This is a genomic window from Geoglobus acetivorans (assembly GCF_039641995.1).
GTDB lineage: Archaea > Halobacteriota > Archaeoglobi > Archaeoglobales > Archaeoglobaceae > Geoglobus > Geoglobus acetivorans.
In genome coordinates, this window is the sequence record NZ_CP087714.1 from 1792003 (window position 1) to 1817966 (window position 25964).

The following is a 25964-nucleotide window of genomic DNA, read 5'->3' on the forward strand; positions in this document are numbered from 1 at the left end:
TCTGCACACAGTTGGTGACGCGATTGAGTCCTGTCTTCTTCCGGGAAAATCTTTATATCCGACAATGAATAAATAATACATCGAAGTCCGATGTATGGAGGTGTATGTATGGACGACATTCTGGCAGTGACAACTGAAAGCATACCGGGTTACAGAATCGTGGAGGTGAAGGGAATAGCACGTGGTGGAGTGGTTAGAGCCACGCACCTCGGAAGGGACATAATGGCTCTGCTGAGAAACATCAGGGGTGGGGAGATAAACGAGTACACCCGGATGATGGCAGAGGCGAGGGAGGAAGCTTTGAAAAGGATGTTTCTTCATGCAAAAGAACTTGGAGCGAATGCAGTCGTCAACATCCGATTCGCAACCTCAAACGTTCGCTCCAACGTTGCGGAAGTCTATGCCTATGGCACCGCAGTTGTTGCTGTACCTGAGCAGTGAATGGTTATGGCTGCCATCTCCAGTGCTGCAGAGGTGTGCCGATGCCCGTGTTCCCGCATAACGAGAGAAGCGCAATTAAAAAACTTCGCAAGGATTTGCGATCCGGTTTCTACTCTTTTATGGTGCTGTCAATTCTTGAAAAAGAGGGTGACCTCCATGGCTACGCAATAAGGAAGAATCTTGAAACACTCAGCGAAGGAAAGCTGGTTCCGAGTGAGGGAACACTCTACGACCTCCTGAAGAGCCTCAGGAAATACGGGCTCGTGGAAGACTTCCAGGCTGAGGTTGGAGGAAGATTCAGGAGATATTACAGGATCACGAACCTTGGCAGGAAAGTTCTTGCTGAGCTGAGGGATGAGGTGCATGTCCTTATGAAGACGCTCAGTAAGGTGCTGTAATTCTGTTTTTTCGTGGTGAAGAGGGTGAGAGAAAAGTTTATCTTGAGTTTGAATCCCGGTCTTCTGGATGAAAATTGCAGTTGGAACGAGAAATCCGGCCAAAATAGAGGGTGTCAGTAGGGCTTTTGAGAAATTCTTTAATGATGTCGAGATTGTTCCCAGAGAAGGCATTTCGGGTGTCAGTGATCAACCATTTGGGGCTGAAACGATAGAAGGAGCTGTGAACAGAGCAAAGAACGCATACAGTGACGGTTTCGACTTTTCTGTGGGAATTGAGGCAGGACTTTTCGAGCTGCCGTTCACACTCACGGGCTACATCGATTTTCAGGTTGCATGCGTGTACGATGGCGAAAACTACACCATCGGTTTCGGGCCGGGTTTTGAGTACCCACCTCTGGTTGTAAGTGAAGTTCTCAGGGGGAGGGAGGTAGGGGATGTCATGGAGGTCCTGACAGGGATTGAAAATCTCGGGAAAAAACAGGGTGCAATAGGCTTTTTGACAAAAAATGCCATAACGAGGAGCATGCTCAGCGAGATTGCAGTAACAATGGCCCTGATTCCCTGGCTTAACCGGGAGATGTACAGGCAATGAACCGCCTGATCACACCGTTCGACCCCTGGAAGTCCAGAATTTGCACCTGTCCCGTGAAGTACTCTCTCAACCCCTACACCGGCTGTGATCACCGGTGCCTTTACTGTTACTCCACATACATCCCGAATTTTTTCAGCGCCAGGCCGAAAAAGCTCCTGCTTACGAGGCTTGAGAGGGAACTGAAGAATCTGCCTGAAAACGCGCTTATTTCCATGTCTAACAGTTCCGACCCCTATCCGCCGATGGAAAGAGAGCTTGAGCTGACGAGAGGTGCATTGAAGCTCATGGCCGAGAAAGGTGTGAGGCTTCTTGTCATAACCAAGAGCGATATTGTGGTGAGGGATGCGGACATTCTTGCGAACATGCGTTCTGCTGTTTCAATAACGGTTACAACCATCCACGATGAAATTGCAGGCAGAATTGAACCAGACGCCCCTAAACCGGGAGAGAGGATCAGAGCCCTCAAGGAGCTGAAAAAGAGAGGAATTCCGGTAATTCTAAGGCTCGATCCCGTAATGCCCGGAATAAATGAGGATCACGTTGAAGACGTGCTTGAAAGGGCGGACTTTGTCGATCATGTTGTTGCATCCACCCTCAAGCTGAGGCGAGACTCTTTTGCGCGAATATCCAGGGAGTTTCCGGAGATTGCGGAGCGATACAGGTACCTCTACTTTGCAGAGGGGGAGAAAATAGGTGGGAGCTGGTACCTGAGAAGAGAAAGACGGGAAGAACTCCTTTCGAGGGTTGCTGAAAAGTGTGAGGAGCTTGGCATGAGCTATGCATTCTGCAGGGAGGGAATACCTTTCAGGGCGAGGAGCTGTGACGGATCTCACCTGATAGCATGAGATCTATCTGTTCCGTTCTGCATTTCTCTTTCAGAGCATATTCGTTATTATTGCTACAAGAACTGCAGCATACGAGACAGCGTTAAGAATTGCCGAGAGGAGGACACTTTTCACCGCACTCCTCTCCATTCCAACTCTGTAAATGACTCCCTCAATCAGCGTGGAAAGGGCGTAGGCGGAGAGGAACCAGATCTCTATTGCAGATTTGTACGGGCCGGGAACAACCAGCCCTGCAGCTGAGCTGACAATGTTGGCGATGACGACTGCCAGAATGCCTCTGCCAACCTTAATTTTCAGCCCAAGTTTCCCTCTAAGAGCGAGAAATACCAGCACCTCGAGGAGAATGATGATGGGTATGTAGGGGATGAACACGAATGTGAGCGGGAAAATCACGTCAGCCCTTGCAACATGGATGAGGAGTAGCAGGATTATCGGGAGCAGATGTTTTTTCACGTTGTGCATTGGTGTCTAATTAATTTAAAATTCTTCCTATTGCTGGAAAGATGTTGGGAGAGTTGTTAAAGATAAAAGATCTCCGAATGCATCGGATTTTTTAGTCACTATGATTTGATGGCGCAACTTTAATAATATCTTGTAGGAAAACACATACAAGAATTTTCTCAAAAACTTTAAAAATTCTTTAAATAACTCTACAATCGTATGAACAATTTACCACATTCAACAATAAACCAATCCAGATCAATCGAATTATTAAAAACCGTACAGGCCGGGCCGAAAAAACGACAGGAGCTCAAAAAGTCCCTGAAAATATCTATTTCTCACCTCTCCCAGATTCTGAAAAGACTCGAGCAACAGCACCTCGTAAAGCGAGAAGGGGAGACTGTGTATATTTTACCAAAAGGAGAAATTCTCCTCAGAGCGTATTGTGTTAATCAGAGGTTCAACAAATTTCTCCAGAATTTTGGAGATCTCGTAAATGACTTTGACATCAGCGACATCCCCGACTGGCTCATCTCGAGACTGTACGAGCTTGATTCAATTGAAGTTGTTGACGTTGAAGGCGAGTTTCTTGAACCTCACAGTGAATTTTTCTCAGCTTTAGCTCAGGCGGTTAAAGTTAAAGGCTACACCTCCGTGTTTTTCAGGGAATACGTTGACTTCTTCTTTGAACTGGCAGAAAAAGGTGTTGATCTGGAAATCATCGTGAGCGAGGAAGTATTTAAGAAAATACTGGCCGAGTTCTCGGAGGAGTTCCAGAAGGGTTTAAGTCTGAATAACGTTAGATTTTATGTTTCAAAAAAGAAATTTCGTTTCGCATTTGCTGTTTCAGAGAACATTCTCTCCATTTCGTTTTACCTCAGAACGGGAGTTTTCGACTACAAGCGGGATTTTCTCTGCAGAGGGGATGATGCGGTGCGATGGGGAAATGATCTGTTTGAATTCGTCAGAAACAATTCAGAATTAATTGATATGCAAAAACTGAGATAACTGCTTCAGAATCAATAATTCTTCTTCCGGATTTTTCCTCGAGCATTAATGCGAGCTGGATCAACAAGAGGCTCAGAACTACCAGTATATGCGGGAGGAGCAGAAACGATACGATATGATTGAGGAGATTCAGGAGATGCAGAAAGGCTCTAAACCTCTTGCCAAGGAGTCTGGGAAGTGTCAGAATTTTGTCATAGCGGACATCCTTTAAATCGAAGTAGGCAGAGTTGACGAACAGTTTCAGAAGGAAGAATGCAAAGGCACCGAAAACAAATTCATCCAGCGAGAAAGCAACGGCAAAGCCCCAGGAAAATCCAACCACGATGTTTTTGATTCCATAGCCTGCCTTGAGCCTGGGTTTCCGTTTTCCAACCTTGACTCCAGACGCATAGAGGTAACCGGTTAGAAATAAAACAGCAGGGACGATAGTCATTCCCTCAAATGTGTAAATCAATAAGCCAGTGAGGTAAAAAAGGGCAGGAAACTTGACACTCTCTCTTTAGTCGACCAAGTATATTTTTATTTCGGAATTAAAATTTTCAATCTGTCTCTAAAAAGTTTAGCTGACGATTAAACAGTTTTGTTGGTAATTAAAGTTTTTAGATTAGAAATTAATAAATATACGATATTCTCACTTGATTTTGAGGTGATGAAATGAAAAGAGCACTGGCTTTGCTGCTGGTTTTGGTGATACTGAGCAGCATGGCGAGTCCGGCAATGGCAAATACAGAAGTCACGAGAACACATGTCAAACTGATCCTCCGAGAGAAGTCAAGGACGTCAACAATTGTGGAAGTAAATAATGTGTTAATAAGTCTGAAAAGCAACAAAAACTTAACAAAAGCCAACTTAGAAATTAAGGATCTCAAAACTGGCAGGACATACATATTCGAATACAGGGTGAGTGAAAACAATGGTAAATACACTATCGAAGTGTACAGCAAAGGAAGACTCGTGAACAAGTACGAGTCCAAGTATAACCCACTGGATTCAAACGTTACGAAGAAATTGCTGTCTGAAAATAGCAAAAACATTGCGAACATCGGGATGCTCTCCTATTCCTACTGGTGGGACGGTGTGAAATTCGTAAAGGGGTACGGGGTCAAGTATTCTCATCCAGACTATGCGTACTACCAGATAGAGCCCTGGGAAACGGTTTACATAGATGGTAATCAGTTGATACATTATCATATATCAGATGCCGCATCGCAGGTAATAGCGCAGCTTGCTCCTGCTGCAGCTGGAGCGGCTATTGGTGCATATGTGGGAGGAGTGGTAGGAGCTGTTGCCGGAGCGGTGTTGGGAGTAATTCTCAGCGGTGCTACGAGTTATGTTCTCCTTGATGAAAAGGGAAGTATCTGGTTCTGGTATGCCAAAAAGTGGGGATGGACAGTAATTCCAGTGCCTCCATACATTCAGTACCTCCCGATGTATTTCAGAATCGCAGCATACACTTTGTGGGATGCTCTTGGTATTGGAAACCCTTAAATTTTTATTAATTTTTTAGTGGTGGATGGTATGGTCAGACGGGCAGATCATATTCTGGGAGTGTTTCTGGGACTGTTACTGTTCTTGTTATGGATTTCCTTTCTGTTCATAATCGCTACATCTTTCTTGGCAGAAAAGGAAACTGTCAACGGAACAGAAATCGCAAGAATCAGCACATTCAACCAAATCTTCATCTGGATTATGGCCGGTCCTCTCCCATTTCTTTTGGTTCTCGGACATTATCTCATTTCAGGAGAGCAGGAAGACGTAAAGCTGATGAAATTTTCATCAATCGGATTTTCAATCTGGCTAACAGCGTTGTTGATTGCGTTTTTAGCCAGCATGAACATGTCCCCCAGGACAGTTCTCGCAGGAGGATACATGATGATATTTCTGATCCTGCTTTTCGAAAAATTAAAGCACGCAGCACTGAAGGATAATGTGTGATGGCCTTGATGACACCTGCTTTTACACTCGATGTCCTGGTGAGCTTAGAAGGGTTGATTTTAATTGCATGCTTACTGGCAGAGAAAAAAGCAGGAAATTTGTAATCTTCCATCTCAACACATATTCTACTGGAGAGTGGGGGGTTGCAGGAGGATGTTAGAGTATAAGCTGACATCTGCAGACATTTTGCTGAATACCTTTACTGACCCACTGTTACTGGCAGTAAACATTATTCTCTACATAATCTTGGCTTTCTGCTTCGTAAAGGCGAAATCTATGAGGAGCAGAATGATAATTCTGACCTTTGCTCTGATCCTTCCTTTCGCCTACGCTACACCAACTCTTACAGAAACATTAAAAGGCTGGGACTGGTATGGTTATGAGCTTGAAGGCAGCAAACTCCACATAAGAGCCTGGGCTGCTGACGAAATTATCGATCTCAGTAACTCGACGGTGTTTCTGACCTCCTCAGACCACTGGAGACTAAAGGTGAGAACCTTCGGAGTGAGTGCTGGTGAAGTCTCGATGGGAAGATACATTCTCAATAACGGAATAAATGCTGTCCTTTTCAAGCATAAAAACAGCGAGAGGTTTGTTGTGATCAGCACAAGCGGAAAATACTACGTAATAATTCATCCGGGAGTTGAGAGGCTTTATGAGGAAATACTCAGAGTTAAAGGGAATGGCAGTTGAATACAGCTTACCATCAGATAAATCTGAAAAAATAATAACTTTACTAACATTTTTAGCTTCCTTGGCAGTGCTGGGGTTTTTTTTACCCATCTTGACTTTCTTCTGGAGCCTTTGTATACTCTGATAATAATCTCAATCCTGTCAGTTCCTGCGATAGCTTTTTTATTCTCTCCCAGGTAGGTGATTCTTGCCAAACGAGGAGTTAATCATCGAAAAAAACCATCGGAAAGATCGAAATACCTTACAAAATATCTAAAAATAGATTTCTGCCAAAAAAGAGTAGAAAAATTACTTGGTATAGTCGTAGAATCCCCTGCCCGTCTTTCTACCGAGCAGCCCAGCCTGAACCATCTGTTTGAGCAGAGGGCATGGGCGGTATTTGTCTCCAAGCTCTCTGTGCAGGGTTTCGATTGCTGCAAGACAGATGTCCAGGCCAATCAGGTCGGCAAGCTCTAACGGCCCCATGGGAACGTTGGTGAACAGCCTCATTCCCCTGTCTATCTCCTCCTTCGTTGCAACTCCTTCGTAAAGCACCCATATACCCTCGTTTATCCAGGGCATCAGGATTCTGTTGGAGATGAAACCGGGCGAGTCTTTGCAGACAACAGGCTCTTTTCCGAGCTTCTTCGTGAACTCGACCGCGAATTCAAGCGTTTCGTCGCTTGTAAGCAACCCCCTGACGATCTCAACGCCCTTCATCACAGGAACGGGGTTCATGAAGTGGATTCCCACGAAGTTCTCCGGCCTCCTCGTCACCGCCGCCATTTCTGTGATGCTGAGCGTGGATGTGTTTGATGCAAAAATCGCATCCTCTCTCTTCACAATTTCGTTAAGCTTTTTGAACGTCTCCTTTTTCAAATCCATGTTCTCTATTATTGCCTCAATTACAACATCCACATCTGCGAGGTCCTCAAGCTTCGTGGTGGGTTTTATCCTGCCCATTATTGTTTCAACGTCCTCGTTCAGCCTGCCTTTCTCTGCAAACTTCTCAAGGCTTTTTCTTATGTTTGCAAGTCCCCTTTCGAGGAATCTGTCTTCTATGTCCCTCAGCACCACCTCATAACCAGCCATCGCACAGACCTGGGCTATTCCCCCACCCATGGTTCCAGCGCCGAGAACTCCAACCTTTTTAACATCCCCAACGTTCATAATATCACCTCATGCTCTTATCTTTCCAGCAAGCCTTCTTGAGATGACTATTCTCTGAGCCTCGCTCGTCCCCTCATAAATCGTCCCAACCCTCGCATCTCTGTAATAGCGTTCCACATCATACTCCTTGCTGAAACCGTATCCTCCAAAGATCTGCACAGCCTCGTAGGTGACCTTTATCGCAACCTCACTTGCAAATAACTTCGCTGCAGAGCTTAAAGCCGGATCAGCCTTGCCGTTATCAACGAGCCATGCAGCCTTGAAGACGAGAAGCTTTGCAGCCTCTATGTCCTTGTACATATCCGCAAGCTTGAATGCTATTGCCTGATGCTCTATCAGGGGTTTTCCAAAGCTCTTCCTTTCCTTCGCATACTGCAATGCTCTTTCGTATGCTCCGATTGCCATTCCGAGGTGGAGAGCGCCAATTTTAATCCTGCTTTCATTGAAAAAGGCCATTAACTGGTAGAACCCGTTGTTTTCCCTGCCTACAAGATTTTCCTCGGGTACCCTGACGTTGCTGAGCGAGACTTCGGCAGTATCATGGCAGTTCAGACCCATTTTATCTATCTTCTTTGCAGAATATCCCTCTCTGTCCTGCTCGACAAGGAATGCCGAGATGCCTCTGTGAGGTGGATCGACCTGAGCGGTTTTTGCAAGGACGATCGTGTAAATGCCCTCGCTTCCGTTGGTTATGAACTGCTTTGTTCCGTTCAGCACCCATTCGTCTCCATCCTTCACCGCCCTTGTCCTCATTGCGGCAACATCGGTTCCGCAGTCAGGCTCGGTGATGGCTATGGCCGAAATACCATCGCCCTTCGGGACCTTCGCCATGAACTTTTCCTTCTGCTCCTCCGAGCCAAAGTGAAGGAGCATTGGAACACCGAGAACCGCAAGGTCTATGGCTGAACCTATGCTGCTGTCAGCCCTTGTGAACTCCATGCTGATTATTGCCTCAGCCAGACAATCCATTCCGGCACCGCTGTATTCCTCCGGTATGCTTGCACCGATGTAGCCGAGCTTTGCGGCCTTTCTGTATATCTTCATCGGATACTCTTTTTTCTCATCGTAGTCCCTTCCGTATGGCATTATTTCCTTTTCAGCAAACTCTCTCACTGCTTCCTGAAGCATTTTGTGTTCTTCATCCAGTGTGAAGTCCATACGACCACCTCAATACTTCCTGAAGACTATCGCATCACCCTGAGCCATCCCTGCACAGAGCGTAACCACCCCGTATTCTTCATTTCTTCTAAGCATCTCGTGCATGAGCGTTACAACAAGTCTTGCCCCCGTCGCCCCAATCGGATGACCGAGAGCTACAGCTCCACCATTGACATTCACCCTGTCAAGGTCAATATTCAGCAGATACTTGGCAGAAATGAGAGTTACTGCCGCAAAAGCCTCGTTGATCTCCCACAGGCCGATATCGTCTTTGGTAACTCCAGCTTTCTCAAGGGCAATCTCCGCTGCATACGCCGGAACGGTTGCGATGTACTTTGGATCTCTTGAAGCCTGTCCGTGTGCAAGAACCTCAAGTTTTGGCTCTATTCCAAGCTCTTTCGCCTTTTCTTCGCTCATTAAAACGACAGCAGCTGCACCATCACTTGTGTTGGGTGCGTTGGCTGCAGTAATCTTGCCATCCGGTCTGAAAACTGGTTTAAGACTCTTTATTTTTTCAAGAGTTGTATCTCTTCTCGGGTTCTCGTCCGTATCAACAACTTTTTCGCCTTTTTTCTCCTTAATCGTAACGGGAATAATCTCCTCTTTGAATTTGCCCTCATCAATCGCCTTTATCGCCTTCATGTGACTGTGATATGACCATTCGTCCATCTCATCTCTGCTGACACCAAACTCGTCTGCGACATCTTCTGTATTTTCTGCCATGTGCTGGTTGTATATCGGGTCCCAGAGACCGTCATGCACCATGAGATCAACAAGGGTATCGTTGAACATCCTGTAGCCCCATCTCGCCTTCATAAGGGCATAGGGGACATTGCTCATGCTCTCCATGCCACCAGCAACGACTATCTCAGCTTCACCCATCTGAATCATGAGGTGTCCGAGAGCCACGGCTTTGAGCCCGGAGGTGCAGACCTTGTTGATCTGATAGGCAGGGGCCGTATTCGGAAGACCTGCCCTGAGCGCAGCATGCCTTGCCGTGTTCTGCCCGCATCCGGCTGTAACCACATGACCCATAATGACCTCGTCAACGTCCTCTGGCTTTATTCCGGCCCTTTCAATGGCCTCTCTTATCACTATGCTACCGAGTTCAACGGCAGAAACGTCTTTTAAGCCTCCTCCAAATCTCCCTATTGGAGTTCTGACACCACTGACGATAACCGTTCTTGTCATTTTATCACCAAAAATTAACGTAATTGTTAAGTTAATAATATTTTCCCTTTTGGCGATGATTAATTGAATGGATTGGTTTGCCGGGAGTAACAAAAAATAATGAGGTTTTTATAGGACATTGATCCTCGAAACCCTCATGCTTGGGGGAATGGCCGTAATCGAACTTGCGTATTACTATCCCGGTCCGTTCTGCTGCAAAATTCTTTCGGACTTGGGTGCGAGGGTGGTGAAAATAGAACCACCATCAGGAGATCCCATGAGATACCGGCCCGAAATATTTGCAGGGATAAATGCAGGGAAGGAACTGCTCAGAATTGACCTGAAAACGGAAGAGGGCAGAGACGAATTCTACCGCCTTGTTGAGGGTGCCGATGTTGTGGTCGAGGGTTTCAGACCGGGGGTTGCAAAAAAGCTTGGCGTTGACTACGAAACCCTGAGCAAAATCAACGAGGGACTGATTTACTGTTCGATTACGGGCTTTGGTCAGAACTCAGAAATAACAAGGCCAGTTCACGACATCAATGTTCTCGCCATGGCAGGGATTTGTGAGGTGTCAGGACTGGCGGAGAACACCCCAAAAGACCCAAATGTCCAGTTCTCGGACTACACTTCGTCCGTGATGGCTGCAATTTCAATTCTGTCTGCATACATCAGGAAGATGAGGACTGGAAGAGGTGCCTATATCGATGTTAACATGTACGATTCGGCTCTGTTTTCAGTGCCTCTGCACGCTTTCAGAGCTGCGAATGGCAAGCCCCACCTCAGGGACTTCTACGACAATCCCGGATACAGAATTTACAGGGCGAAGGGCTGCCACGTGTCCATAGGGATTCTGGATGAGCCAGTGTTCTGGGAGAGATTTTGCAGGAGGCTTGGTCTCGATGAGTTTGCAGAGGTTGGGTTTGAGGAAAGGCTTGCAAGAGCTGATGAAATTGAAAAGCGGGTTGCTGAAAGGCTGTCTGACATGAACAAAAGGGAAATCGAAGACCTCTTTGGAGAGGACATACCTTACGGCATAATTGAACCTCTGGAAAGGTCAGTTTCAGACTTCGATTTTCTCAGAGAGGTTGAGTTTGAGAACACCAAAGTGAAAACCTTCAGTTTTCCGGTCAGGTTTCACCTGAGATAAATTTATTTTCCTTATTTGAATTCTGACACCTGTGGAGGTATATGTTCTCAGACTCGGTCACAGGCCGGAGAGAGATAAGAGAATCTCTACTCACGTAGCCCTGACAGCCAGAGCATTTGGAGCGAGAGGCATTTACTTTGACACCAGTGACACGAGGCTCTTTGAAAGCGTGAGGGATGTTGTTGACCGCTGGGGTGGAGAATTCTTCATCGAGCGTGCAGAATCATGGAAAAGCCTGATTAAGAACTTTGAGGGAGTGAAGGTCCATCTGACCATGTACGGCCTGCCCCTTCCGGATAAACTCCACGAGATCAGGAATGCAGATAAAATTCTGGTAATCGTTGGAGCGGAGAAAGTGCCGCCGGAGGTTTACGAGCTTTCGGACTACAACATAGCCATAGGCAACCAGCCACACAGTGAAGTTGCGGCTCTTGCGATCTTTCTTGACCGTGTTCTCGAAGGACATGTGTTCAATGCAGAGTTCGAGGATGCCAGGCTCAGGGTTATTCCGTCGGAGAGGGGTAAAAAGATAATCGAGAACGACTGACAGTTTGTATTAACAGTGTTAAATCGATAGGTATTTATTTTTTAAGTCTTCAGTTATTTGTGGTGAATGGCTCTGAATACATAGTTCAGGGATTATCACTTTTGGTCGTGTCAAGTGTAGCGCTGAACCTTGTGCTTCAGAATGAATCCAGAGATATACTTGACTCGAAGGTGAGGCTGTCATACATAATGTCTATATTTGTTTTCGCATCGCTTCTCTTCACCTGGATTTCAGGATTCCTTTATTACATGCTGTGGACAAATACCACCAGATTTCTTATGGATCTTTCAGCATTCATATTCTGGGCAGTGATGGTCTCGGCAAACCTGTACATCATCAAGGTTCTTGTAATGGAGAGCGGGGTCTTGCCAAGGATGCAAAAAGAGTTCTTTGACGTCGTTCTTTACTTCATCGTCCTGTGGTTGCTCACGAGTCACCTGGGCTTCATCTCTTACGGACTGCTCACAACACTTTCAACCACAGCCTCGATTATAGGAGTTTATTTTGTCCTGGTGCTTGGAAAGTACTATAACCACAAGGACCTGTTCATAGTCCCGCTTGAGATTCACATCTTTTATCTGATGTCGGTTCTCGCCTCCATCTCCATGGGACTCCTGCTTCTGGGCAGGGTGTACAACTACCGCTCTTACCTGTTTTTTGCAATTCTCATATACGTCTTTCTCATATACGGAGTCGGTAAGATTGCCATTGAGCTGAGAAAATATCTGTCCAAAATAAGCTAATTTTTTAAACTTCTGCTGTTTCCTCCACCTGTATGCCGTCAATAATGGTGGGTGGAACCACGAGCAGTGCCGGAAAGTCTGTAATCGTGGCGGCACTGTGCAGAATTTTCTCAAAAATGGGTTATGAGGTTGCTCCTTTCAAGGCTCAGAACATGAGTCTCAATTCTTACATCACCGGAGATGGTCACGAAATTGCCTATGCTCAGGCGTTTCAGGCTTTTGCATGCGGAAAGGAGCCTGACGTCAGAATGAACCCTGTTTTACTCAAACCGAAGGGCAATCTCAAATCTCAGCTTGTCGTCATGGGAAAAGCCAGAAAGGATGTCAGCGCTCTTGAGTACTACAGAGAAATTCCCGACCTCATGAAAACAGTCGAACAGGCTTACAGGGAGCTTGAGAGTGAAAACGATTTCGTCATAATTGAGGGTGCAGGTGGAATGGCGGAGATAAACCTGTATGACAGAGACATGGCCAATATCGGCATTGCGAGAATTGCCAGGCCGGATATTTACATCGTGAGTGACATAGACAGAGGGGGGACATTTGCATCCCTGTATGGCACGTATTCTCTTCTGCCGGATGATGTTAGAACACTTGTCAGAGGGTTCATAATCAACAAGTTCAGGGGTTATGAAAACCTGCTTTATTCCGGGATTGATGAGCTTGAAAAACTTACAGGGGTAGGGGTTGTGGGCATAGTGCCTTACTTCTATGGCAATCTGCCTTCAGAGGATTCTCTGAGCATAGATGAATGGCAGGAAGGGGGAGAAATCGGGATAATCCGGCTGCCAAGAGTGTCAAACTTCACCGATTTTGAGCCAGTTAGAGACCTTGTCAGCTTCGTTTCACTCAGGGATGAGATAGATGACTACAGCGTCATTGTAATTCCCGGAACAAAGGAGACTCTCCATGATCTGAGAGAACTGAAGAGATGGGGCATGGACAGGAAGATTCTGAAATTCGCAAGGGACAGACCTGTCATAGGTATATGCGGCGGTTTCCAGATTCTCGGCAGGGAGATCATCGACAGGCTTGAGAACCTGAGGGCAAGGGGTCTTGGCCTCATTGACTCCGTAACAGAATTCGTGGCTTATGATAAGATAACCAGACAGGTTGAAAAGAGAATTACCGGGAGGGTTGCAATCATAGATGGCATTGTTGGCGAGACGGTCAGAGGGTACGAAATTCACATGGGGAGAACGATGACAGGCAGACCTGTTTTCGAAGACGATGGTGGGATGAATGAGAGCGGACTGGTCTGGGGAACGTACCTGCATGGCCTGTTTTTCAATGAAAACGTCAGAAAAGAGTTCTACAGGTTCCTCAACAGAAAATACGTGCCGTATGAAGATCCCATTGATAAATTCGTCGAGACAGTTCACAAAAAAATCGATCTTGACCACATCCTTTCCGGGGTTATGAGGTAATGCCCGGAAGGGTAAAAGTCTTAACCTTTTATTTCAAATATTAGTTCATGGATATTCTGGGAATTATCGGAAAGGTTCTGAAGTATGTATCTTTCGCCATGGTCCTGTACCTGGTTACTGCTGTTTTCTACCACTATTACAGCGGTCTTGCCTATCTTCCGGACGATTATTACGGCGTTGCAGAGAGCATGTATTCTGACCCGGGAGTTCACGACATCTGGAATCTGAGTATGGTTCTCAACAGCACAGTGCTTCCGGTATGCAACACCAGGGACGCTGATGGGAGTGAGGCGTCTGCATACCTGGAGTGGTATCTCGAGGGACACGGGTTCAAAACATACATTGCAAGGTCTGATGCCATGAATAAAATGTGGGTGATTGTTGAGCTCGATGATGGGTCCAGGGTTGCTGTGGAACCCATGTTTCTGTGTTCAGGTGACTACAATCCTCCCGGAATAATAGATTCGCCCGATGGGAAGTTCAGAAATTTTTCGGTAACCTGGGAGGAATATGAGAAAGGAGATTTCGATGGCACCTATTCTGAGTTTCTAAAGAGGTACGAATACTACTACAAACCTCCCAAAATCTTCGAGAATCCCGGACAGGCGATGGGTATCGCTTCCTCAATAAGGTACCCTGGCTGGAAAAAGCTGAGTTCCGACGAAATTGACTGGTGGAATTCCGAGCCATTCAGCACGATGGAACCTTTCAGCTCATGGAGTTGATGCCAAGCTCTTTCCGAATGAAATCTATAACTTCGTCAATGTGCCCCGAACAGCTTTCGCTCAGGTCGAGACTGAGTTCGACCTTTTCCGGTTTAACCCCCACAATGACTATCTCGTCGGGCAGGTTGTAAACATCCCTCGCCATCGCTATCACATCCCTGAAGTGCAGGTCGTGCATGCTCAGCATGATGTCTGATGGAAAATCCTCCTCCTTCGGATTGAATCTGTAAACTGCAACACCCTCTTCCTGGCCGACATCAATGGCATCTACTATTATCGCCTTGTCCTCACCATCCATTGCTTCGAGCATTATTGCTGAGTTGGTCATCGAGTCCACGATTTTCACATTCTCGAATTCTTTCATCTTCTTCAGTCTTTCAATAACATGGATTCCAAAACCGTCGTCTCCGAGAATGAGGTTTCCGGCACCGATTATGACTACCATAAAAAAATTGGGTGTTGGGGTTATTCAACAATTACGGTGTCCTCGCCCTCATCCCAGCCGAATATCATGGATTTCAGGACGCCCCTGTTCACCGGATTGAGTGCCAGGTATCCGTGCGGAATCAGAACCAGCAGGAAGTATATGAACGAAATGAAGTGGATCAGTCTCACGGTTCCGAGATCGATGTATCTTGCCATTATTGCAAGAGGATTGGATGCCGGATAGTACAGAGCGAACCCTGAGAGGGCGATGACTATGACAAAGAACATGTCACCCCAGATCATGAACTTGAGCACCGGATGCCACTTGGAGATGTACTCTTTTTCCTTTTTGCTGTAGATGTGGTATGCGGGATACTTTTCTGTGAGGCCCATGAAGTTGAGGGCTATGAGTATCCATCTCTTAATGTCCTTGGGTGTTGGGATTGCCAGAAGGGCCTCTCTGGGGTTCAGGAGGAATCCGAGGACCTCCATGACGAGTGCCGCAACAAGTATCCATCCCAGCGCAACGTGGAACGGGACAGTGAACGAGTCCATAAACCCGAAGCCGGTAAACACCTGAAGGCCGGTGAGTATGAGCAGAATCATGGCAGTCGTGTGAACCCAGTGTGATGCCCTCGTCAGCCCATCATATCTGTAAATTTTAGCCATATCTTTCACCTCATAAAAAATTAAATTGAGCAGGCGTCGAGTGTCAGGTTGTATTTCCTGCCCTCCTTTGTGAATATGTGGACCGTGCACGCCAGACAGAGGTCAAAGCTGTGGATTGTCCTGACAACCTCCCATGGATTGGCTGGGTCGCTGACGGGTGTGCCTATAAGGGCACTTTCAAGCGGGCCGTGCTGACCCTTGCTGTCCTTTGGTGAGACGTTCCAGGTTGTTGGCACCACAGCCTGATACCTCTTTATCTTGCCATTCTCCGCTACAACCCAGTGACCGAGAGCGCCTCTTGGTGCCTCTCTGAGTCCAACACCCTCTCCGCTTATGTTCTCAGGATACTCGATTGCCGTCTTCTTTCCTGCATAGTCCTTGAGCTGGAGAAGGAGGCTCTCCAGGTAGTCTATCATTATGAGTTCTTCCTGAATTCTTGCGATCATCCTGCTGAGAGCGGTTGAGGCGGTTGCGCTTCCACAGAACGTCTTTCTGAGTCCGAGAGGATCACCGAGCTCCTTGCTCTTTTTGAGATACATCGCCACGAGCCTTGGAAGGGGTCCAACCTCTGCCGGCAATCCGTTGTATCTCGGAGCCTTGCCCCAGGTGTATGCTCCTGATTTGCCGTAGTATGGTTCAGGCGGGAGGTCTGTTCCAACATAGCCCGTCTGGGTCTCGTCCTTGTACCATGAGTATGTAACATCCTCCGAAATCTTTCTGTAATCCATGTTTTCGAGTTCTGAGCCATTGAAGAACCCAGATGGGAAGTACAGCTCACCGCTTTCGGGGTCGGGAAGGAACCCGTATGCCAGCATTTTTGAGTCTTCCCAGACTCCCTGTTCGTTGAGCCCCATATCGTGTGCTACAGCAATCATTGCCACCATGTCAAAGAGGGCGTTACCCATACCCTCCTTTGGCTCAAATGCATCTCTCTTTCCTGCTTTAATCTCTTCCATCTGCTTGAGAACCTCATCAAGGACGTATTCTGCGTTTGTGGCTGCAGGCTGTCCTATGCCCACACCAACTGCCCACTTCTTCACATCTGCCACAATTCCAACGAGCTGGGTGATGATCTTTTCGTCGATCTCGAGGGTCATTCCACCCGGAGCGGGAGTCATCATGTGCGGAACCTTGCCTCCAATGATTGCCATTGCCTTGTGAAGTTCCTTCTGGGCCCAGACAGCCTCCTTAACACCTTTGCCAACGATGGGGTTGAGCCTCGTCAATCCGGTTTTGTGCGGTGAATCGCTGAAATCGGGACCGACAAGAACATAAACCCAGACTGGGTGGTCATAAACATACTGAAGGGTCGTGACAAGGTTTCTGAATGCAGTTGCGGCTGGAGGCATTCCGACGTTCCATTCATCTGCCATACCCGCTGCATTTTCAATTGCAAAAAGGCTTGCGAGCCTGTGATCGTTGTGACAGACACCGCAGATTCTCTGGGTTATGATGGGCGCATCTCTTATGTCTCTGCCGACGAGAATTCTCTCAAAACCTCTGAACATCAGAGCCAGAGCTTTTGCATCGGTAACAACACCATCCTCAACATTGATCTTCACACCATGATGACCTTCAAGTCTTGTAACCGGATCAATCGTGATCTCCACTTAAATCACCTCCTTATTTCTTTTCAGTCTTTTCAATTTCGTCATCCTTGATTTCAGGATGCTTCCTTCCCCTTCTCACAGCATGAGCGGCAACACCGAGCACTGCGGCTCCCACGGCAACCTTACCAAGCGTGGTAGGATTCACTCCAAACATGATTTCAGTGCTTTCTCTTGCCTCGTAGAACGGGGACATCTTGTCGGGGAATCCGGGGTCCATGCACCCGATGCACGGGGCTCCGGCGTTCATGCAAACGTTAAGCCCGCTGTTCCACCTCGTCTCGGCGCATGCAGCGTATACAAACGGCGCCTTGCATCCAACCTTGTAAAGGCATGTTTCATACTTTGCATCCGTTTCTGTAAGGTCTGCAGCGAACTGGCCCTTTCCGTAATAACCTCTCCTCGGACAGTTGTCGTGGATAATCCTTGAGAACATGGCTTTCGGCCTGTAATACTCGTCAACTTCAGGCACAATTCCAAGAAGGATGCTTGCAAGAACGATCATAAGCCAGTCAGGATGACCCGGACAGCCCGGAATAAACACGACAGGCACAGATGGCTTTCCATATTTCTTGAAGAAGTCATAAAATCCAACTGCACCGGTTACGCTTCCGTTTTCGTAAGAAGAACCGAGACCATCCTTTGCAGCTGGGATGCCACCATACGTTGCACAGACACCGAATCCAACCACTGCAACCTTTGTCTTTGAAACAAGCTGTTTTACCCAGTCCTCGAAGTATATCGGCTGACCGTTCTTCTCTCCAAGAAGGCAGGCCTCCTTCATGCCAATGGGAATGGCTCCTTCAAGAACGAGAATGTCCGGCTCCACTTCTTCCAGGATTTTTATTGCCTCATCGCCAAACGGCTGCATGACCGTCTGGTGGAATGCCACGTTCACCTTAAGTTCCTCGATTGCATCGTACAGGTCGGGGTTATCAGCCTGTAGAAGTGAAATCGTACATGCAGTACAGCTCTGCCCCTGTATCCATACAAGTTTGACTCCGTTGTTCTTTGCCGTCTCAAAAGCCTGCACGATCTCTGCCTTGTTCGCAAGAAGAACAGCACTTGCACCCATTAAACCCGCTGATTTGATAAAATCTCTTCTGCTCAGCCCACTCACATTCATCACCTTTTTAAATTGCTGTATTGCCTGAAAAATGATAATTATAAAACTATTTTTGCGCTAAATATTACATTGAAAAAACTGTAATTTTTCTCAAGTATTTCGAAAAATGCATATATTACGATATAATTAATTGTCGAGCAATGGACAATTTGGGCAGAACAGCTTCAGAAAAATTCAGCCCCTGTCAAGGAGCTCAATAATCTTTTTTATGTGACTGCAAACCTCATACCCCTTGTCGGTCAGGTGAATTATTCTGACCCTTCCCGACTGAACGGATTCCACAAGACCGACATCTTCAAGTTTTTTTATGACAAGCCAGACGTAGCTGTGTGGACTGTTGATTTTGTTGGCGATATACTGTATGTATATCTCCTTTCCCTCGTTCTCACCACTGTAAATCGTCAGAAGAATTTCGAGGACTCTTTCCTTGAACAGAAGTCCTGGTTTGTCTGCAGGCTCATCCTTCATGTAGACCACCGGTTTCAAGCAGGTCAACAATTTTCATGACCAGTTCATCAACCTTATCCACTTCAGATTTTAAATCTTTCACGCCGACCCCTATGACGATTACTTTTTGAGGTGCTTCCTCAAGAATGAACTGTGTGATGTGCAGAGTTTCAAGGATGTCGAGGCTGTGGATCAATTTTTTCAGGCCCGGAATTTTCGGCTCGTACAGCCTGACTTCGCCGAAATCAAGTTCGCAGGTTGAATCCACAATTATTGCAACGCTGCACCCCCTCATCAGTTCAGCAAGTTCCAAGCCTGGGGCAGGGCAGAGCCTGCATTCTGACTTTAGAACTTTCGCAAGTCTTTCGGCTATTTTCGGCCCCATTGAATCGATTTCATCGTAAGGATTGCCGACACCTATAACCACGGTCGTCATCGCCTTACAATCCGAATATCGAGATCTGACTTTCCATTTATGGAGTGCGTTGAACAGGCTATGCACGGGTCAAATGTTCTGACTATCTTCTCTATGCTTTCTGCCAGCCCCTTTCCAGCTCTTCTTCCCCTGAAATGCTGGTTCAGGATAACGTTGAGAGAATTGATGTTGAACTGAGTTGGTGTGATTATGTTCACTCTTCTTATGAATCCTCTGGCATCTGTTGTGTAGTGGTGTATCAGCGTACCTCTGGGGGCTTCAACGGCACCAATGCCCTCTCTCCGGATTCTGTAGTCTCTGTTCACGATCTCTCCAGAAAGGTCGATGTTCTCAGTTATGTCCTTCATTGCCTCCGCACAGTAAACAATTTCAAGGGCCCTCAGCAGGTATGCCTTTTCCGGGAGTAGGGTGTTAAGGTCAATTTCTCCCTCGATCTGAGAATATAATTCTGAGCTGTGGTCGTATTCATGAAATCCGGCAGAAAATCTGCCGAGAACGCCTGTTATCACATCAACCCTGTCCCCTCTGTAAATCAGATATGCATCTTTCGAGTAGGAATACTCTCTTTCGTCCTCCGCCACGACATCCTCATAGTTTGACGGCTCGACTCTGAACACTTCCTTTTTCGAGCTGTTTAAAACACAGATATCTCCCCCGTAAAAGTCAGTTTTTTCCCCGCAAAGAGTCATGAAGTGCATGTGTTTGCTCGGAAATTGCTCAAAACTGCCAGCATGTTCAAGCAAATCGGAGAATAATTCATACAGCTCTATACCGAGCGTTAAAAGATCCGTGGAGTATCTGCTCAGGACATCCAGTTCGTGTTTATCCGGTTTTTTCGCCCACCCTCCCGGTACAGCAGCCACAGGGTGGAGAAATCTCCCTGCAAGGATCTCGATTATTTTCACGGCACTGCTCCTCTTGTTCAGAAGGCCTTTGATTTTTCTCGTTCCCACTTTTCTGAAGGAAGCAAACACATCCCCTTCGTTAACGAGGTCCGGAAGGGCGAGCAGCAGTAGTGATGCGGCGTGATCCTCTATTATATTTGCATACAGCACCACCTGTCTTATTTTTTCAGCAAGCTCGGGAGGAGAAACCCCGTAAATGCTGTCCACGGCCTTCAGTGATGCAATGAAATGAACTGCCCGGCATATTCCGCATATTGTTGATGAAATCCTCGGGGCATCTTCTGCAGGAAGTCCGGTGAGAATTTTCTCGTATCCCCTGAATTCAGTTGACTGAAAGAAAATTTTCTCGATCCTGCTGGATCGATCAGCGAAAACGGTAATCCTGGCATGACCCTCAATTCGGGAAACGGGGTTTATCCGGATTGTTTTCATGGTTCACCACCTTTCAGCAGCGATCGCCTGTAGATGTAGAAAATTTTGCCAAACTCACGGTATTCAGAAAGGAGTGCTTCAGCAGCCTCGTCCGTCAGCACGATGGACAGGACATCAATCATTTTTCCTCCCGCATCCTCTACATCTGGGAGAGGTCCGTAGCAACCCCTGCACGGCACGTCTATTTTCAAACAGTCTGCTCCGCAGTCGCCGATGGTGATGAATCCGGAGCACAGCACCCCCTCATAGAGCAGGCATGCATTCTCCTCACTTTCTGAAACAACCCTTTCGACATCGCTTGCAGAAGCCTGTGTTTCACCACTGTTCACAGGAGATCTGGGACAGAAAGAACACACCGATTTTCCAGAAATTATCCACTTTTCTTTCAGATTTTTCAGATTGCTGAAAAGGTCCACAATGACCTCAGGCTTTGGTGGGCATCCCGGAAGATAGTGATCCACCCCCACAACCTCATCAAGCGGCTTCTGAATCTCCATCTCCGGAAGCTTCAGAATGTACTTCCCATCATGCACAACCTGCTTTTCCGGTCGGGTTTTGCTGAAAACCTCTCCCGTAATCTCATCCACGGTGTGGAATGCTGCCAGAGCAGGGACTCCACCAAACACCGCACAGGTTCCAAGCGCAATGATTTTCTTGCTCTTCTTTCTCAGTTTGGTCACAATGTCCTTCACTTCCCCGGTTCCCACACCTCCTTCTATTATCGTCACATCGATGTGGCCATCAGGTATGCTGTCAAGCTCATCGTACCTTGACGATGTGAACATGGGGACGCTCCAGACAATCTCGAAGCTCTCAAACCCGTCAAAAATCCTGTGCAGTGAGTCAACCACAGCCATCTCGCATCCCATGCACCCTGATGCAAGGTAAAAAGCCACTCTGATGGTTTCACCTCCTCGTGAGTCCCTCAATTCTTCTGTGAAACTCAGCTGCGAAATCAGCGAATTTGACGGCATCCGTTGAGGAGATTTCAACAAATTCCAGCCTCGCGGGTTCTATGTTGAGGCTGTGCAGCAATTTTTTGAGCAGTTTAACCCTCCTCTTTGCTATTGAGTTACCACTGATGTAATGACACTCGTTTTCAGGGCACCCCGCAATAAAAACGCCGTCAAATCCCAGCCTGAATGCCTTCATTACTGTTTCCGCATCAACTCTTCCTGAACAGGGAACCCGGATTATTTTTATGGACTCAGGATACTTCAGCTTGAGTCTTCCGGCAAGGTCTATTGCTCGGTAAGCGCACCATTTGCATGCAAATCCGACTATTTCAGTCATGTCCTTTCACCCGGTCCCATGGCCAGCCACACCAGTTCAGATATGTGGTAGACGTCGTACCTTTTCGAAATCTTTCCCCTGCCCAGAAGAGACTCTTGGGCGGTTTTAATCTGATCGTAACAGTGGGGACATGCCGCAACGATTGCTTGGACATCAGTTTCGGCATCAAGGCTCTCAATCAGTCTTTCCGTGAATTCAGCAGATGATTCAGGACTCAAAAGCCTTATAGAGCCTTTACCACAGTAATAGTCCTCTCTGCTGTACTTCTCTGTAGATACTCCGATCTTGTTCAGAATCCTTTTTATTTTTTCGAGGTATTCGCTACTTTTTTCAGTGTACAGCAAATGGCATCCTGTGTGTATTCCGGCTTTAAGCCCGAGCTTTGCGGTCTTCGGGTTTTTCTTGACTATTTCGTCATAATAAACGTCAGTGATGTGAAGCACCCTGATCTTTCCCCGATAAATCCTCCCGATTTTTGCCAGCTTTGAGTTCACGTCCAAAAACAACTTCTCATCTTCAAGCCTTGAAATCGCATATTTGAAGACGGAAAAGCACTCACTGCATGGTGTGAGGATGTCCAGGTTCTGCTCCTCCACAATGGACAGATTTCTGGCGGTTATTGCGAGGGACGTTGTGGAATCAAAGGACATTACTGAATCGTATCCCGGACAGCAGGAGAGACCTCCAACATCAACCACATCGACGCTGAGATACCTCAGCGTATCTCTGATTTTTCTTTCAAGCTCCGGCATCTCGAACGCTACTTTGCATCCGGGAAAGAAAGCATAGCCCGTCATATTATTCCAAGAATCCTCAATCTGCTATCTTCCATCAGCATTCTTATTTCGTCCAGTTCCTCCTTGCCGAGTTTTATATCTGGCAGGTTCAGTTCTCTCCTTTTGCTGTTATCAGGTTCTATCACGAATCCATACTGATAGATGCTCCTCACTATGTCCTCGAAAATCCTCGGATGCCTGAACTGCTTTGACTGGTATCTTCTGAGTGCGAAATAGATGGAATGGGGATTAACATTCCTCGGGCATACATGGACACACCTCTGACAGGAGATGCATATCCAGGGAGACCTGTGTTCGAGAACTTCTCTTTCCAGCTCGAGTATTATCAGCTTGAACAACCTCTTATTCGGAAACTCGAATCCCGAAATTGCCACAGGACAGATGCTCATGCAGGCACCGCACTGTATGCAGCCCGTTATGTATCCACCGTCATTTTCAATCTCCTCCTTGAGGCCTGGATTTTTCATATCCAGGTTGAGAGTTCTCATGCTTTCAACCCCTCAAGTTCCTTTTCAATTGCCTTGCCGTGAGTTGCCATATCCACTGCCTTCACCGGACATACTGAGTAGCAGATCCCGCAGTTTCTGCAGGAAATCGGATTGATCTCCGGAATGTCGTTCTCTGCGGTTATTGCCCTGAACGGGCAGGAAATGATGCACATACCACAGCCAGTACACTTTTCCACATCAATGAATGTCTCGATGTTTATCTCTCGCTCTCCCTTGCCGAGAAAACTGGAGACGGAGAGGGCTGCAGATTTGGCCTGAAGGACCGTCTCGGTAACATCCTTCGGTCCCTGAACACACCCAGCCAGATATATTCCGTCTATTGATGTCTCGAATGTCTGCAGCTTGGGGTGTTTTTCCTTCACAAACCCAGAGGAGTCGATATCCAGTTTCATTTTTCTTGCAACATCCCTTTCGGATTCGCGAAGCTCAACAGCCGTTGCAAGAACGACCATATCTGCGGTGTATTCCACAGGGTCTCCTGTGTCTGAATCGAATCCGAGTATTCTTAGCTTCCCGTTGTTCAGAGGTTCCACATTACCAACTCTGCCCCTGAGAATTTTTATTCCGAGCTTGCGTGCGAGCGTGTAGTATTCCTCAAGGTCCCTTCCGGGAGCCCTTATATCAATGTAGTGTATGAACACATCAATTTCGGGATTTCTTTCCTTTATCAGCCTTGCCTGCTTGAGCATGTACATGCAGCATACCTTTGAGCAGTAGGTGTGGTACCTTTCATCCCTGCTTCCAACACACGAAATGAATGAGATCGCTTCGGGCTTTCTGAGGGTTTCAGGAACGAGGAGTTCCCCACCTGTGGGGCCAGTCGGGGACAGGATTCTCTCCATCTGTATCCCCGTGACAACGTTTGGGAGGTGGGAGGGAAACTCCGGGAATGAATTCTTGCTCATGACCTCATAACCCATTGCGAGCAGTATGGAACCTGCCCTGATTTCGAAAATCTCCCCTTCGGGATTCCAGTTTTTACTCCTGTCTATTGCTCCAGTGGGACATGCCTTCTCGCATGGTGTCTGATACTCCTTGCCACTCCTGAGCATCCTTCTGGTGCCTATCTTTTTCTTGCCGCAGTTAACACAGGCTTCTGGATCGTGAACGGCCTTTTTTGGATATGCAAATGGAGAATAGATGTACATGGCCTTTCTGAAAGTCAGACCGTCGTCAAATTCGCTGGGAACCTTTGCCCTGTCCGGGCATGCGTCGATGCATTTCCCGCAGCCTGTGCATTTTTCCCAGTCCACATAAGTCTGCTTTCTTCTCAGTCTGAGCCTGAAATTGCCGGGGTATCCGCTAACCTCTTCAACCTCGGTGTAAACATGAATCTGAATGTTTTCCGCTGCCGACACCTCAGAGATCAGGGATGAGATGACACATGACGCACAGTCGTTGAGAGGATATATCTTATCAAATTTCAGGAGTTTTCCTCCTATGGATGGAGACTTTTCGATTATGTACACCCTGTATCCCAGTTTGGCGAGCTCGATAGATGCTGTGATTCCCGCAATTCCTCCACCGATAACCGCTACACTCTCCTCCATCTTGGTTTTCACTGTTTTCGGTTTTTTTATGTAAGGTAGCTTGTTTATGCCCGCTCTGATAAGGTCTTCCGCCTTTTTTGTGGCATGTTTTCTGTCTGCGTGTGGCCATGAACACTGTTCTCTCAGGTTGATGATCACAAAGGGCTTTCTGATGAAACTGGAAAAGTAATTCTCATGGTTTTCGGATGAGCAGGCCGCAATAACAAATCCGTCAACCTCATCCTGGAAGTTTAATATAAGCTGTTTTGCATCCTGAGAGCACAGAAAAAGGTGGTCTCTCACAAGATATCCCTCAGATTCGAGAACGGATTTGAGGTGTTCGACATTGACACGTTCAGAAATGTTTGTGCCGCAGTGGCAGATAAAGATGCCTTTTTTCATTAAGCATGTATTTGAAGAAATGCAGATTTAAAATTATTGATGAAATCATGTATCAGATTTTTCTACCCTTCACCTTCGTTATATCGAACTGGGCTTTCTCGGATGCGTGCATGACTGCAAGCGTTCCCGCCATTACCGGGTCCGTCACAACAATGTCGCTCACTTTTGGCACAGAACCGAACATGTTGAGACTGATCACAGGGATTCCCGTTTTTCTCAGCTTCTTTACCTCGTCCGCAATCCTTCCGCCCATGAGTCCTCCGGCAAGCACAAGCACCTCTGCCCTATGGAGCCTTGAAACAGCCCTGACCGCATCGACAAGCTCATCCTCGCCAACGAGAGGCATCGTATCAACGCTGATCCGCTCACCCCTCAGGTTGTGTCTGTCAGCCTCGGTAACCGCACCGAGGGCTACCTGAGAAACCAGTGCTCCCCCACCAAAAATCAGAATCCTTTTGCCAAATACCTTTTCAAAGGGTTTCTCCTCGGTAACCTCAACTGTTGTGGGAAATTCCCGGATTTCGTTAATTATCCTGTCAAAATCCCCTCCTTCAATTTCGAGGTAGATCATAGCCTTGTTTCTGTACTCTCCGTATTCTATGATGAAGCTCTGGGCATAGGTGATGTTTCCTCCATGCTCGGCTACCTTGGCAGTAACATCCCTAAGCACACCAACCCTGTTTTCCGCAATAATCTGCAATCCCCTGATCATATCAGAACTTCGCTCCGGTCAGTGTTTTTGTCTCTATAACACCCTCTATCGACCTTATGTTGTTCACAACAACCTCGCTGAGTTCCTCAAAGTCCTTAACATTGATTTTTGCAATCAGGTCGTATTCTCCGAAAAGAGGGTATATCTCCTCGACTTCCTGGAGTTTCAGGAGTCTGTCATAGACTTTTCTCTCCTTTCTCGGCATCACCTTTATCAGGACAAAGCCAATAGCCATAATTAAAATAAGGTCTG

The 25964-nt window shown here is 46.9% G+C and carries 32 protein-coding genes; 13 read left to right on the forward strand and 19 right to left on the reverse strand.

The genetic code is table 11. The annotated features are described in order from the left end of the window. Positions 1 to 108: 108 nt before the first annotated feature. The 4 genes from LPQ35_RS10535 (at position 109) to LPQ35_RS10550 (ending at position 2276) form a co-directional block, all read left to right on the forward strand. Positions 109 to 441: a heavy metal-binding domain-containing protein gene (locus LPQ35_RS10535; protein ID WP_193807097.1), complete on the forward strand. Its 333-nt coding sequence runs from the start codon at positions 109 to 111 to the stop codon at positions 439 to 441. A gap of 41 nt (positions 442 to 482) precedes the next feature. Continuing rightward, positions 483 to 839, forward strand: coding sequence for a helix-turn-helix transcriptional regulator (locus tag LPQ35_RS10540; protein ID WP_193807095.1), 357 nt, complete (start codon positions 483 to 485; stop codon positions 837 to 839). Between the two features lie 67 nt (positions 840 to 906). Beyond that, positions 907 to 1431, forward strand: a complete 525-nt coding sequence (yjjX, locus tag LPQ35_RS10545; RefSeq protein ID WP_193807093.1) for an inosine/xanthosine triphosphatase — start codon at positions 907 to 909, stop codon at positions 1429 to 1431. Next, complete coding sequence (locus LPQ35_RS10550; protein WP_193807092.1) at positions 1428 to 2276, forward strand: radical SAM protein; 849 nt, start codon at positions 1428 to 1430, stop codon at positions 2274 to 2276. Before yjjX ends, LPQ35_RS10550 begins: the two co-directional genes overlap by 4 nt. A 30-nt stretch (positions 2277 to 2306) precedes the next feature. Here LPQ35_RS10550 and LPQ35_RS10555 read toward each other — a convergent pair whose 3' ends face one another. Continuing rightward, positions 2307 to 2729: a hypothetical protein gene (locus tag LPQ35_RS10555; protein ID WP_193807091.1), complete on the reverse strand. Its 423-nt coding sequence runs from the start codon at positions 2727 to 2729 to the stop codon at positions 2307 to 2309. Between the two features lie 390 nt (positions 2730 to 3119). On the opposite strand from LPQ35_RS10555, the gene LPQ35_RS10560 reads away from it, so the two are divergent. Then, positions 3120 to 3725 (forward strand): transcriptional regulator FilR1 domain-containing protein, encoded by a 606-nt coding sequence (locus LPQ35_RS10560; RefSeq protein WP_193807090.1) that lies wholly within the window; start codon positions 3120 to 3122, stop codon positions 3723 to 3725. On the opposite strand, the gene LPQ35_RS10565 is transcribed toward LPQ35_RS10560, so the two are convergent. Beyond that, positions 3682 to 4158 (reverse strand): hypothetical protein, encoded by a 477-nt coding sequence (locus LPQ35_RS10565; protein WP_193807089.1) that lies wholly within the window; start codon positions 4156 to 4158, stop codon positions 3682 to 3684. The genes LPQ35_RS10560 and LPQ35_RS10565 overlap by 44 nt on opposite strands. A 221-nt stretch (positions 4159 to 4379) precedes the next feature. Here LPQ35_RS10565 and LPQ35_RS10570 point away from each other — a divergent pair, with 221 nt between their 5' ends. The 3 genes from LPQ35_RS10570 (at position 4380) to LPQ35_RS10580 (ending at position 6353) form a co-directional block, all read left to right on the forward strand. Further along, complete coding sequence (locus LPQ35_RS10570; RefSeq protein WP_193807088.1) at positions 4380 to 5213, forward strand: hypothetical protein; 834 nt, start codon at positions 4380 to 4382, stop codon at positions 5211 to 5213. Between the two features lie 30 nt (positions 5214 to 5243). Next, positions 5244 to 5660: a hypothetical protein gene (locus LPQ35_RS10575; protein ID WP_193807087.1), complete on the forward strand. Its 417-nt coding sequence runs from the start codon at positions 5244 to 5246 to the stop codon at positions 5658 to 5660. Between the two features lie 153 nt (positions 5661 to 5813). After that, positions 5814 to 6353: a PH domain-containing protein gene (locus LPQ35_RS10580; protein ID WP_193807086.1), complete on the forward strand. Its 540-nt coding sequence runs from the start codon at positions 5814 to 5816 to the stop codon at positions 6351 to 6353. Between the two features lie 288 nt (positions 6354 to 6641). Here LPQ35_RS10580 and LPQ35_RS10585 read toward each other — a convergent pair whose 3' ends face one another. The 3 genes from LPQ35_RS10585 to LPQ35_RS10595 are packed head-to-tail and all read right to left on the reverse strand — an operon-like array spanning position 6642 to position 9851. Next, entirely contained in the window at positions 6642 to 7502 is an 861-nt protein-coding gene (locus LPQ35_RS10585) for a 3-hydroxybutyryl-CoA dehydrogenase (RefSeq protein WP_193807085.1), read from the reverse strand. 9 nt (positions 7503 to 7511) lie between these two features. Then, positions 7512 to 8660 (reverse strand): acyl-CoA dehydrogenase family protein, encoded by a 1149-nt coding sequence (locus LPQ35_RS10590; protein WP_193807083.1) that lies wholly within the window; start codon positions 8658 to 8660, stop codon positions 7512 to 7514. Positions 8661 to 8669: 9 nt separating this feature from the next. After that, positions 8670 to 9851: an acetyl-CoA C-acyltransferase gene (locus LPQ35_RS10595; protein ID WP_193807081.1), complete on the reverse strand. Its 1182-nt coding sequence runs from the start codon at positions 9849 to 9851 to the stop codon at positions 8670 to 8672. Between the two features lie 118 nt (positions 9852 to 9969). Here LPQ35_RS10595 and LPQ35_RS10600 point away from each other — a divergent pair, with 118 nt between their 5' ends. The 5 genes from LPQ35_RS10600 to LPQ35_RS10620 all read left to right on the forward strand — a co-directional run bounded on the left by LPQ35_RS10600 (position 9970) and on the right by LPQ35_RS10620 (position 14422). Further along, positions 9970 to 10980, forward strand: coding sequence for a CoA transferase (locus LPQ35_RS10600; protein WP_193807079.1), 1011 nt, complete (start codon positions 9970 to 9972; stop codon positions 10978 to 10980). A gap of 31 nt (positions 10981 to 11011) precedes the next feature. Further along, positions 11012 to 11527 (forward strand): tRNA (cytidine(56)-2'-O)-methyltransferase, encoded by a 516-nt coding sequence (locus tag LPQ35_RS10605; RefSeq protein ID WP_193807077.1) that lies wholly within the window; start codon positions 11012 to 11014, stop codon positions 11525 to 11527. 62 nt (positions 11528 to 11589) lie between these two features. Further along, positions 11590 to 12270 carry a hypothetical protein gene (locus LPQ35_RS10610; protein ID WP_193807074.1) on the forward strand — a complete coding sequence of 227 codons (681 nt, stop codon included), beginning with the start codon at positions 11590 to 11592 and terminating at the stop codon, positions 12268 to 12270. Between the two features lie 32 nt (positions 12271 to 12302). Then, positions 12303 to 13697: a cobyric acid synthase CobQ gene (cobQ, locus tag LPQ35_RS10615; RefSeq protein ID WP_193807072.1), complete on the forward strand. Its 1395-nt coding sequence runs from the start codon at positions 12303 to 12305 to the stop codon at positions 13695 to 13697. Positions 13698 to 13744: 47 nt separating this feature from the next. Further along, positions 13745 to 14422: a hypothetical protein gene (locus LPQ35_RS10620; protein ID WP_193807070.1), complete on the forward strand. Its 678-nt coding sequence runs from the start codon at positions 13745 to 13747 to the stop codon at positions 14420 to 14422. Here the strand turns inward: LPQ35_RS10620 and LPQ35_RS10625 are convergent. The 14 genes from LPQ35_RS10625 to LPQ35_RS10690 form a co-directional block, all read right to left on the reverse strand. Beyond that, positions 14406 to 14867: a hydrogenase maturation protease gene (locus tag LPQ35_RS10625; protein ID WP_193807068.1), complete on the reverse strand. Its 462-nt coding sequence runs from the start codon at positions 14865 to 14867 to the stop codon at positions 14406 to 14408. The genes LPQ35_RS10620 and LPQ35_RS10625 overlap by 17 nt on opposite strands. A gap of 20 nt (positions 14868 to 14887) precedes the next feature. After that, positions 14888 to 15517 carry a cytochrome b/b6 domain-containing protein gene (locus LPQ35_RS10630; protein ID WP_193807066.1) on the reverse strand — a complete coding sequence of 210 codons (630 nt, stop codon included), beginning with the start codon at positions 15515 to 15517 and terminating at the stop codon, positions 14888 to 14890. A gap of 20 nt (positions 15518 to 15537) precedes the next feature. Further along, on the reverse strand, positions 15538 to 17127 hold the full coding sequence (locus tag LPQ35_RS10635; RefSeq protein WP_193807065.1) for a nickel-dependent hydrogenase large subunit: 1590 nt from the start codon (positions 17125 to 17127) through the stop codon (positions 15538 to 15540). 13 nt (positions 17128 to 17140) lie between these two features. Next, positions 17141 to 18244, reverse strand: coding sequence for a hydrogenase small subunit (locus LPQ35_RS10640; RefSeq protein ID WP_193807064.1), 1104 nt, complete (start codon positions 18242 to 18244; stop codon positions 17141 to 17143). 180 nt (positions 18245 to 18424) lie between these two features. Further along, positions 18425 to 18718, reverse strand: a complete 294-nt coding sequence (locus LPQ35_RS10645) for a hypothetical protein (RefSeq protein ID WP_193807063.1) — start codon at positions 18716 to 18718, stop codon at positions 18425 to 18427. Further along, positions 18708 to 19133: a hypothetical protein gene (locus LPQ35_RS10650; protein WP_193807062.1), complete on the reverse strand. Its 426-nt coding sequence runs from the start codon at positions 19131 to 19133 to the stop codon at positions 18708 to 18710. Before LPQ35_RS10650 ends, LPQ35_RS10645 begins: the two co-directional genes overlap by 11 nt. Next, positions 19130 to 20470, reverse strand: a complete 1341-nt coding sequence (locus tag LPQ35_RS10655) for a nickel-dependent hydrogenase large subunit (RefSeq protein WP_193807061.1) — start codon at positions 20468 to 20470, stop codon at positions 19130 to 19132. The genes LPQ35_RS10650 and LPQ35_RS10655 overlap by 4 nt, the downstream gene beginning before the upstream one ends. Further along, on the reverse strand, positions 20467 to 21366 hold the full coding sequence (locus LPQ35_RS10660; protein ID WP_193807060.1) for a hypothetical protein: 900 nt from the start codon (positions 21364 to 21366) through the stop codon (positions 20467 to 20469). Before LPQ35_RS10660 ends, LPQ35_RS10655 begins: the two co-directional genes overlap by 4 nt. A 10-nt stretch (positions 21367 to 21376) precedes the next feature. Then, complete coding sequence (locus LPQ35_RS10665) at positions 21377 to 21763, reverse strand: hydrogenase iron-sulfur subunit (RefSeq protein WP_193807058.1); 387 nt, start codon at positions 21761 to 21763, stop codon at positions 21377 to 21379. After that, entirely contained in the window at positions 21760 to 22560 is an 801-nt protein-coding gene (locus LPQ35_RS10670) for a heterodisulfide reductase-related iron-sulfur binding cluster (protein ID WP_193807056.1), read from the reverse strand. The genes LPQ35_RS10665 and LPQ35_RS10670 overlap by 4 nt, the downstream gene beginning before the upstream one ends. Beyond that, the gene (locus LPQ35_RS10675; protein WP_193807054.1) at positions 22557 to 23048 is read right to left on the reverse strand and encodes a 4Fe-4S dicluster domain-containing protein; all 492 of its coding nucleotides are present in this window, start codon (positions 23046 to 23048) and stop codon (positions 22557 to 22559) included. The genes LPQ35_RS10670 and LPQ35_RS10675 overlap by 4 nt, the downstream gene beginning before the upstream one ends. Continuing rightward, positions 23045 to 25000: a 4Fe-4S binding protein gene (locus LPQ35_RS10680; RefSeq protein WP_193807052.1), complete on the reverse strand. Its 1956-nt coding sequence runs from the start codon at positions 24998 to 25000 to the stop codon at positions 23045 to 23047. The genes LPQ35_RS10675 and LPQ35_RS10680 overlap by 4 nt, the downstream gene beginning before the upstream one ends. Positions 25001 to 25052: 52 nt before the next feature. Next, complete coding sequence (locus LPQ35_RS10685; protein WP_193807050.1) at positions 25053 to 25712, reverse strand: DUF5612 domain-containing protein; 660 nt, start codon at positions 25710 to 25712, stop codon at positions 25053 to 25055. A gap of 1 nt (position 25713) precedes the next feature. Continuing rightward, entirely contained in the window at positions 25714 to 25947 is a 234-nt protein-coding gene (locus LPQ35_RS10690; RefSeq protein ID WP_048091211.1) for an Lrp/AsnC ligand binding domain-containing protein, read from the reverse strand. Positions 25948 to 25964 lie beyond the last annotated feature (17 nt).

Coding starts and splice junctions, on each gene's coding strand:
- LPQ35_RS10690 (WP_048091211.1), bottom strand. CDS start 25,947: ATGGCTATTGGCTTTGTCCTGATAAAGGTGATGCCGAGAAAGGAGAGA.
- LPQ35_RS10630 (WP_193807066.1), bottom strand. CDS start 15,517: ATGGCTAAAATTTACAGATATGATGGGCTGACGAGGGCATCACACTGG.
- LPQ35_RS10590 (WP_193807083.1), bottom strand. CDS start 8,660: ATGGACTTCACACTGGATGAAGAACACAAAATGCTTCAGGAAGCAGTG.
- LPQ35_RS10585 (WP_193807085.1), bottom strand. CDS start 7,502: ATGAACGTTGGGGATGTTAAAAAGGTTGGAGTTCTCGGCGCTGGAACC.
- LPQ35_RS10575 (WP_193807087.1), top strand. CDS start 5,244: ATGGTCAGACGGGCAGATCATATTCTGGGAGTGTTTCTGGGACTGTTA.
- LPQ35_RS10540 (WP_193807095.1), top strand. CDS start 483: ATGCCCGTGTTCCCGCATAACGAGAGAAGCGCAATTAAAAAACTTCGC.
- LPQ35_RS10550 (WP_193807092.1), top strand. CDS start 1,428: ATGAACCGCCTGATCACACCGTTCGACCCCTGGAAGTCCAGAATTTGC.
- LPQ35_RS10655 (WP_193807061.1), bottom strand. CDS start 20,470: ATGAAAACAATCCGGATAAACCCCGTTTCCCGAATTGAGGGTCATGCC.
- LPQ35_RS10675 (WP_193807054.1), bottom strand. CDS start 23,048: ATGAGAACTCTCAACCTGGATATGAAAAATCCAGGCCTCAAGGAGGAG.
- LPQ35_RS10625 (WP_193807068.1), bottom strand. CDS start 14,867: ATGGTAGTCATAATCGGTGCCGGAAACCTCATTCTCGGAGACGACGGT.
- LPQ35_RS10665 (WP_193807058.1), bottom strand. CDS start 21,763: ATGACTGAAATAGTCGGATTTGCATGCAAATGGTGCGCTTACCGAGCA.
- LPQ35_RS10680 (WP_193807052.1), bottom strand. CDS start 25,000: ATGAAAAAAGGCATCTTTATCTGCCACTGCGGCACAAACATTTCTGAA.
- LPQ35_RS10535 (WP_193807097.1), top strand. CDS start 109: ATGGACGACATTCTGGCAGTGACAACTGAAAGCATACCGGGTTACAGA.
- LPQ35_RS10645 (WP_193807063.1), bottom strand. CDS start 18,718: ATGAAGGATGAGCCTGCAGACAAACCAGGACTTCTGTTCAAGGAAAGA.
- LPQ35_RS10685 (WP_193807050.1), bottom strand. CDS start 25,712: ATGATCAGGGGATTGCAGATTATTGCGGAAAACAGGGTTGGTGTGCTT.
- LPQ35_RS10650 (WP_193807062.1), bottom strand. CDS start 19,133: ATGACGACCGTGGTTATAGGTGTCGGCAATCCTTACGATGAAATCGAT.
- LPQ35_RS10595 (WP_193807081.1), bottom strand. CDS start 9,851: ATGACAAGAACGGTTATCGTCAGTGGTGTCAGAACTCCAATAGGGAGA.
- LPQ35_RS10565 (WP_193807089.1), bottom strand. CDS start 4,158: ATGACTATCGTCCCTGCTGTTTTATTTCTAACCGGTTACCTCTATGCG.
- LPQ35_RS10580 (WP_193807086.1), top strand. CDS start 5,814: ATGTTAGAGTATAAGCTGACATCTGCAGACATTTTGCTGAATACCTTT.
- LPQ35_RS10620 (WP_193807070.1), top strand. CDS start 13,745: ATGGATATTCTGGGAATTATCGGAAAGGTTCTGAAGTATGTATCTTTC.
- cobQ (WP_193807072.1), top strand. CDS start 12,303: ATGCCGTCAATAATGGTGGGTGGAACCACGAGCAGTGCCGGAAAGTCT.
- LPQ35_RS10670 (WP_193807056.1), bottom strand. CDS start 22,560: ATGACGGGCTATGCTTTCTTTCCCGGATGCAAAGTAGCGTTCGAGATG.
- yjjX (WP_193807093.1), top strand. CDS start 907: ATGAAAATTGCAGTTGGAACGAGAAATCCGGCCAAAATAGAGGGTGTC.
- LPQ35_RS10570 (WP_193807088.1), top strand. CDS start 4,380: ATGAAAAGAGCACTGGCTTTGCTGCTGGTTTTGGTGATACTGAGCAGC.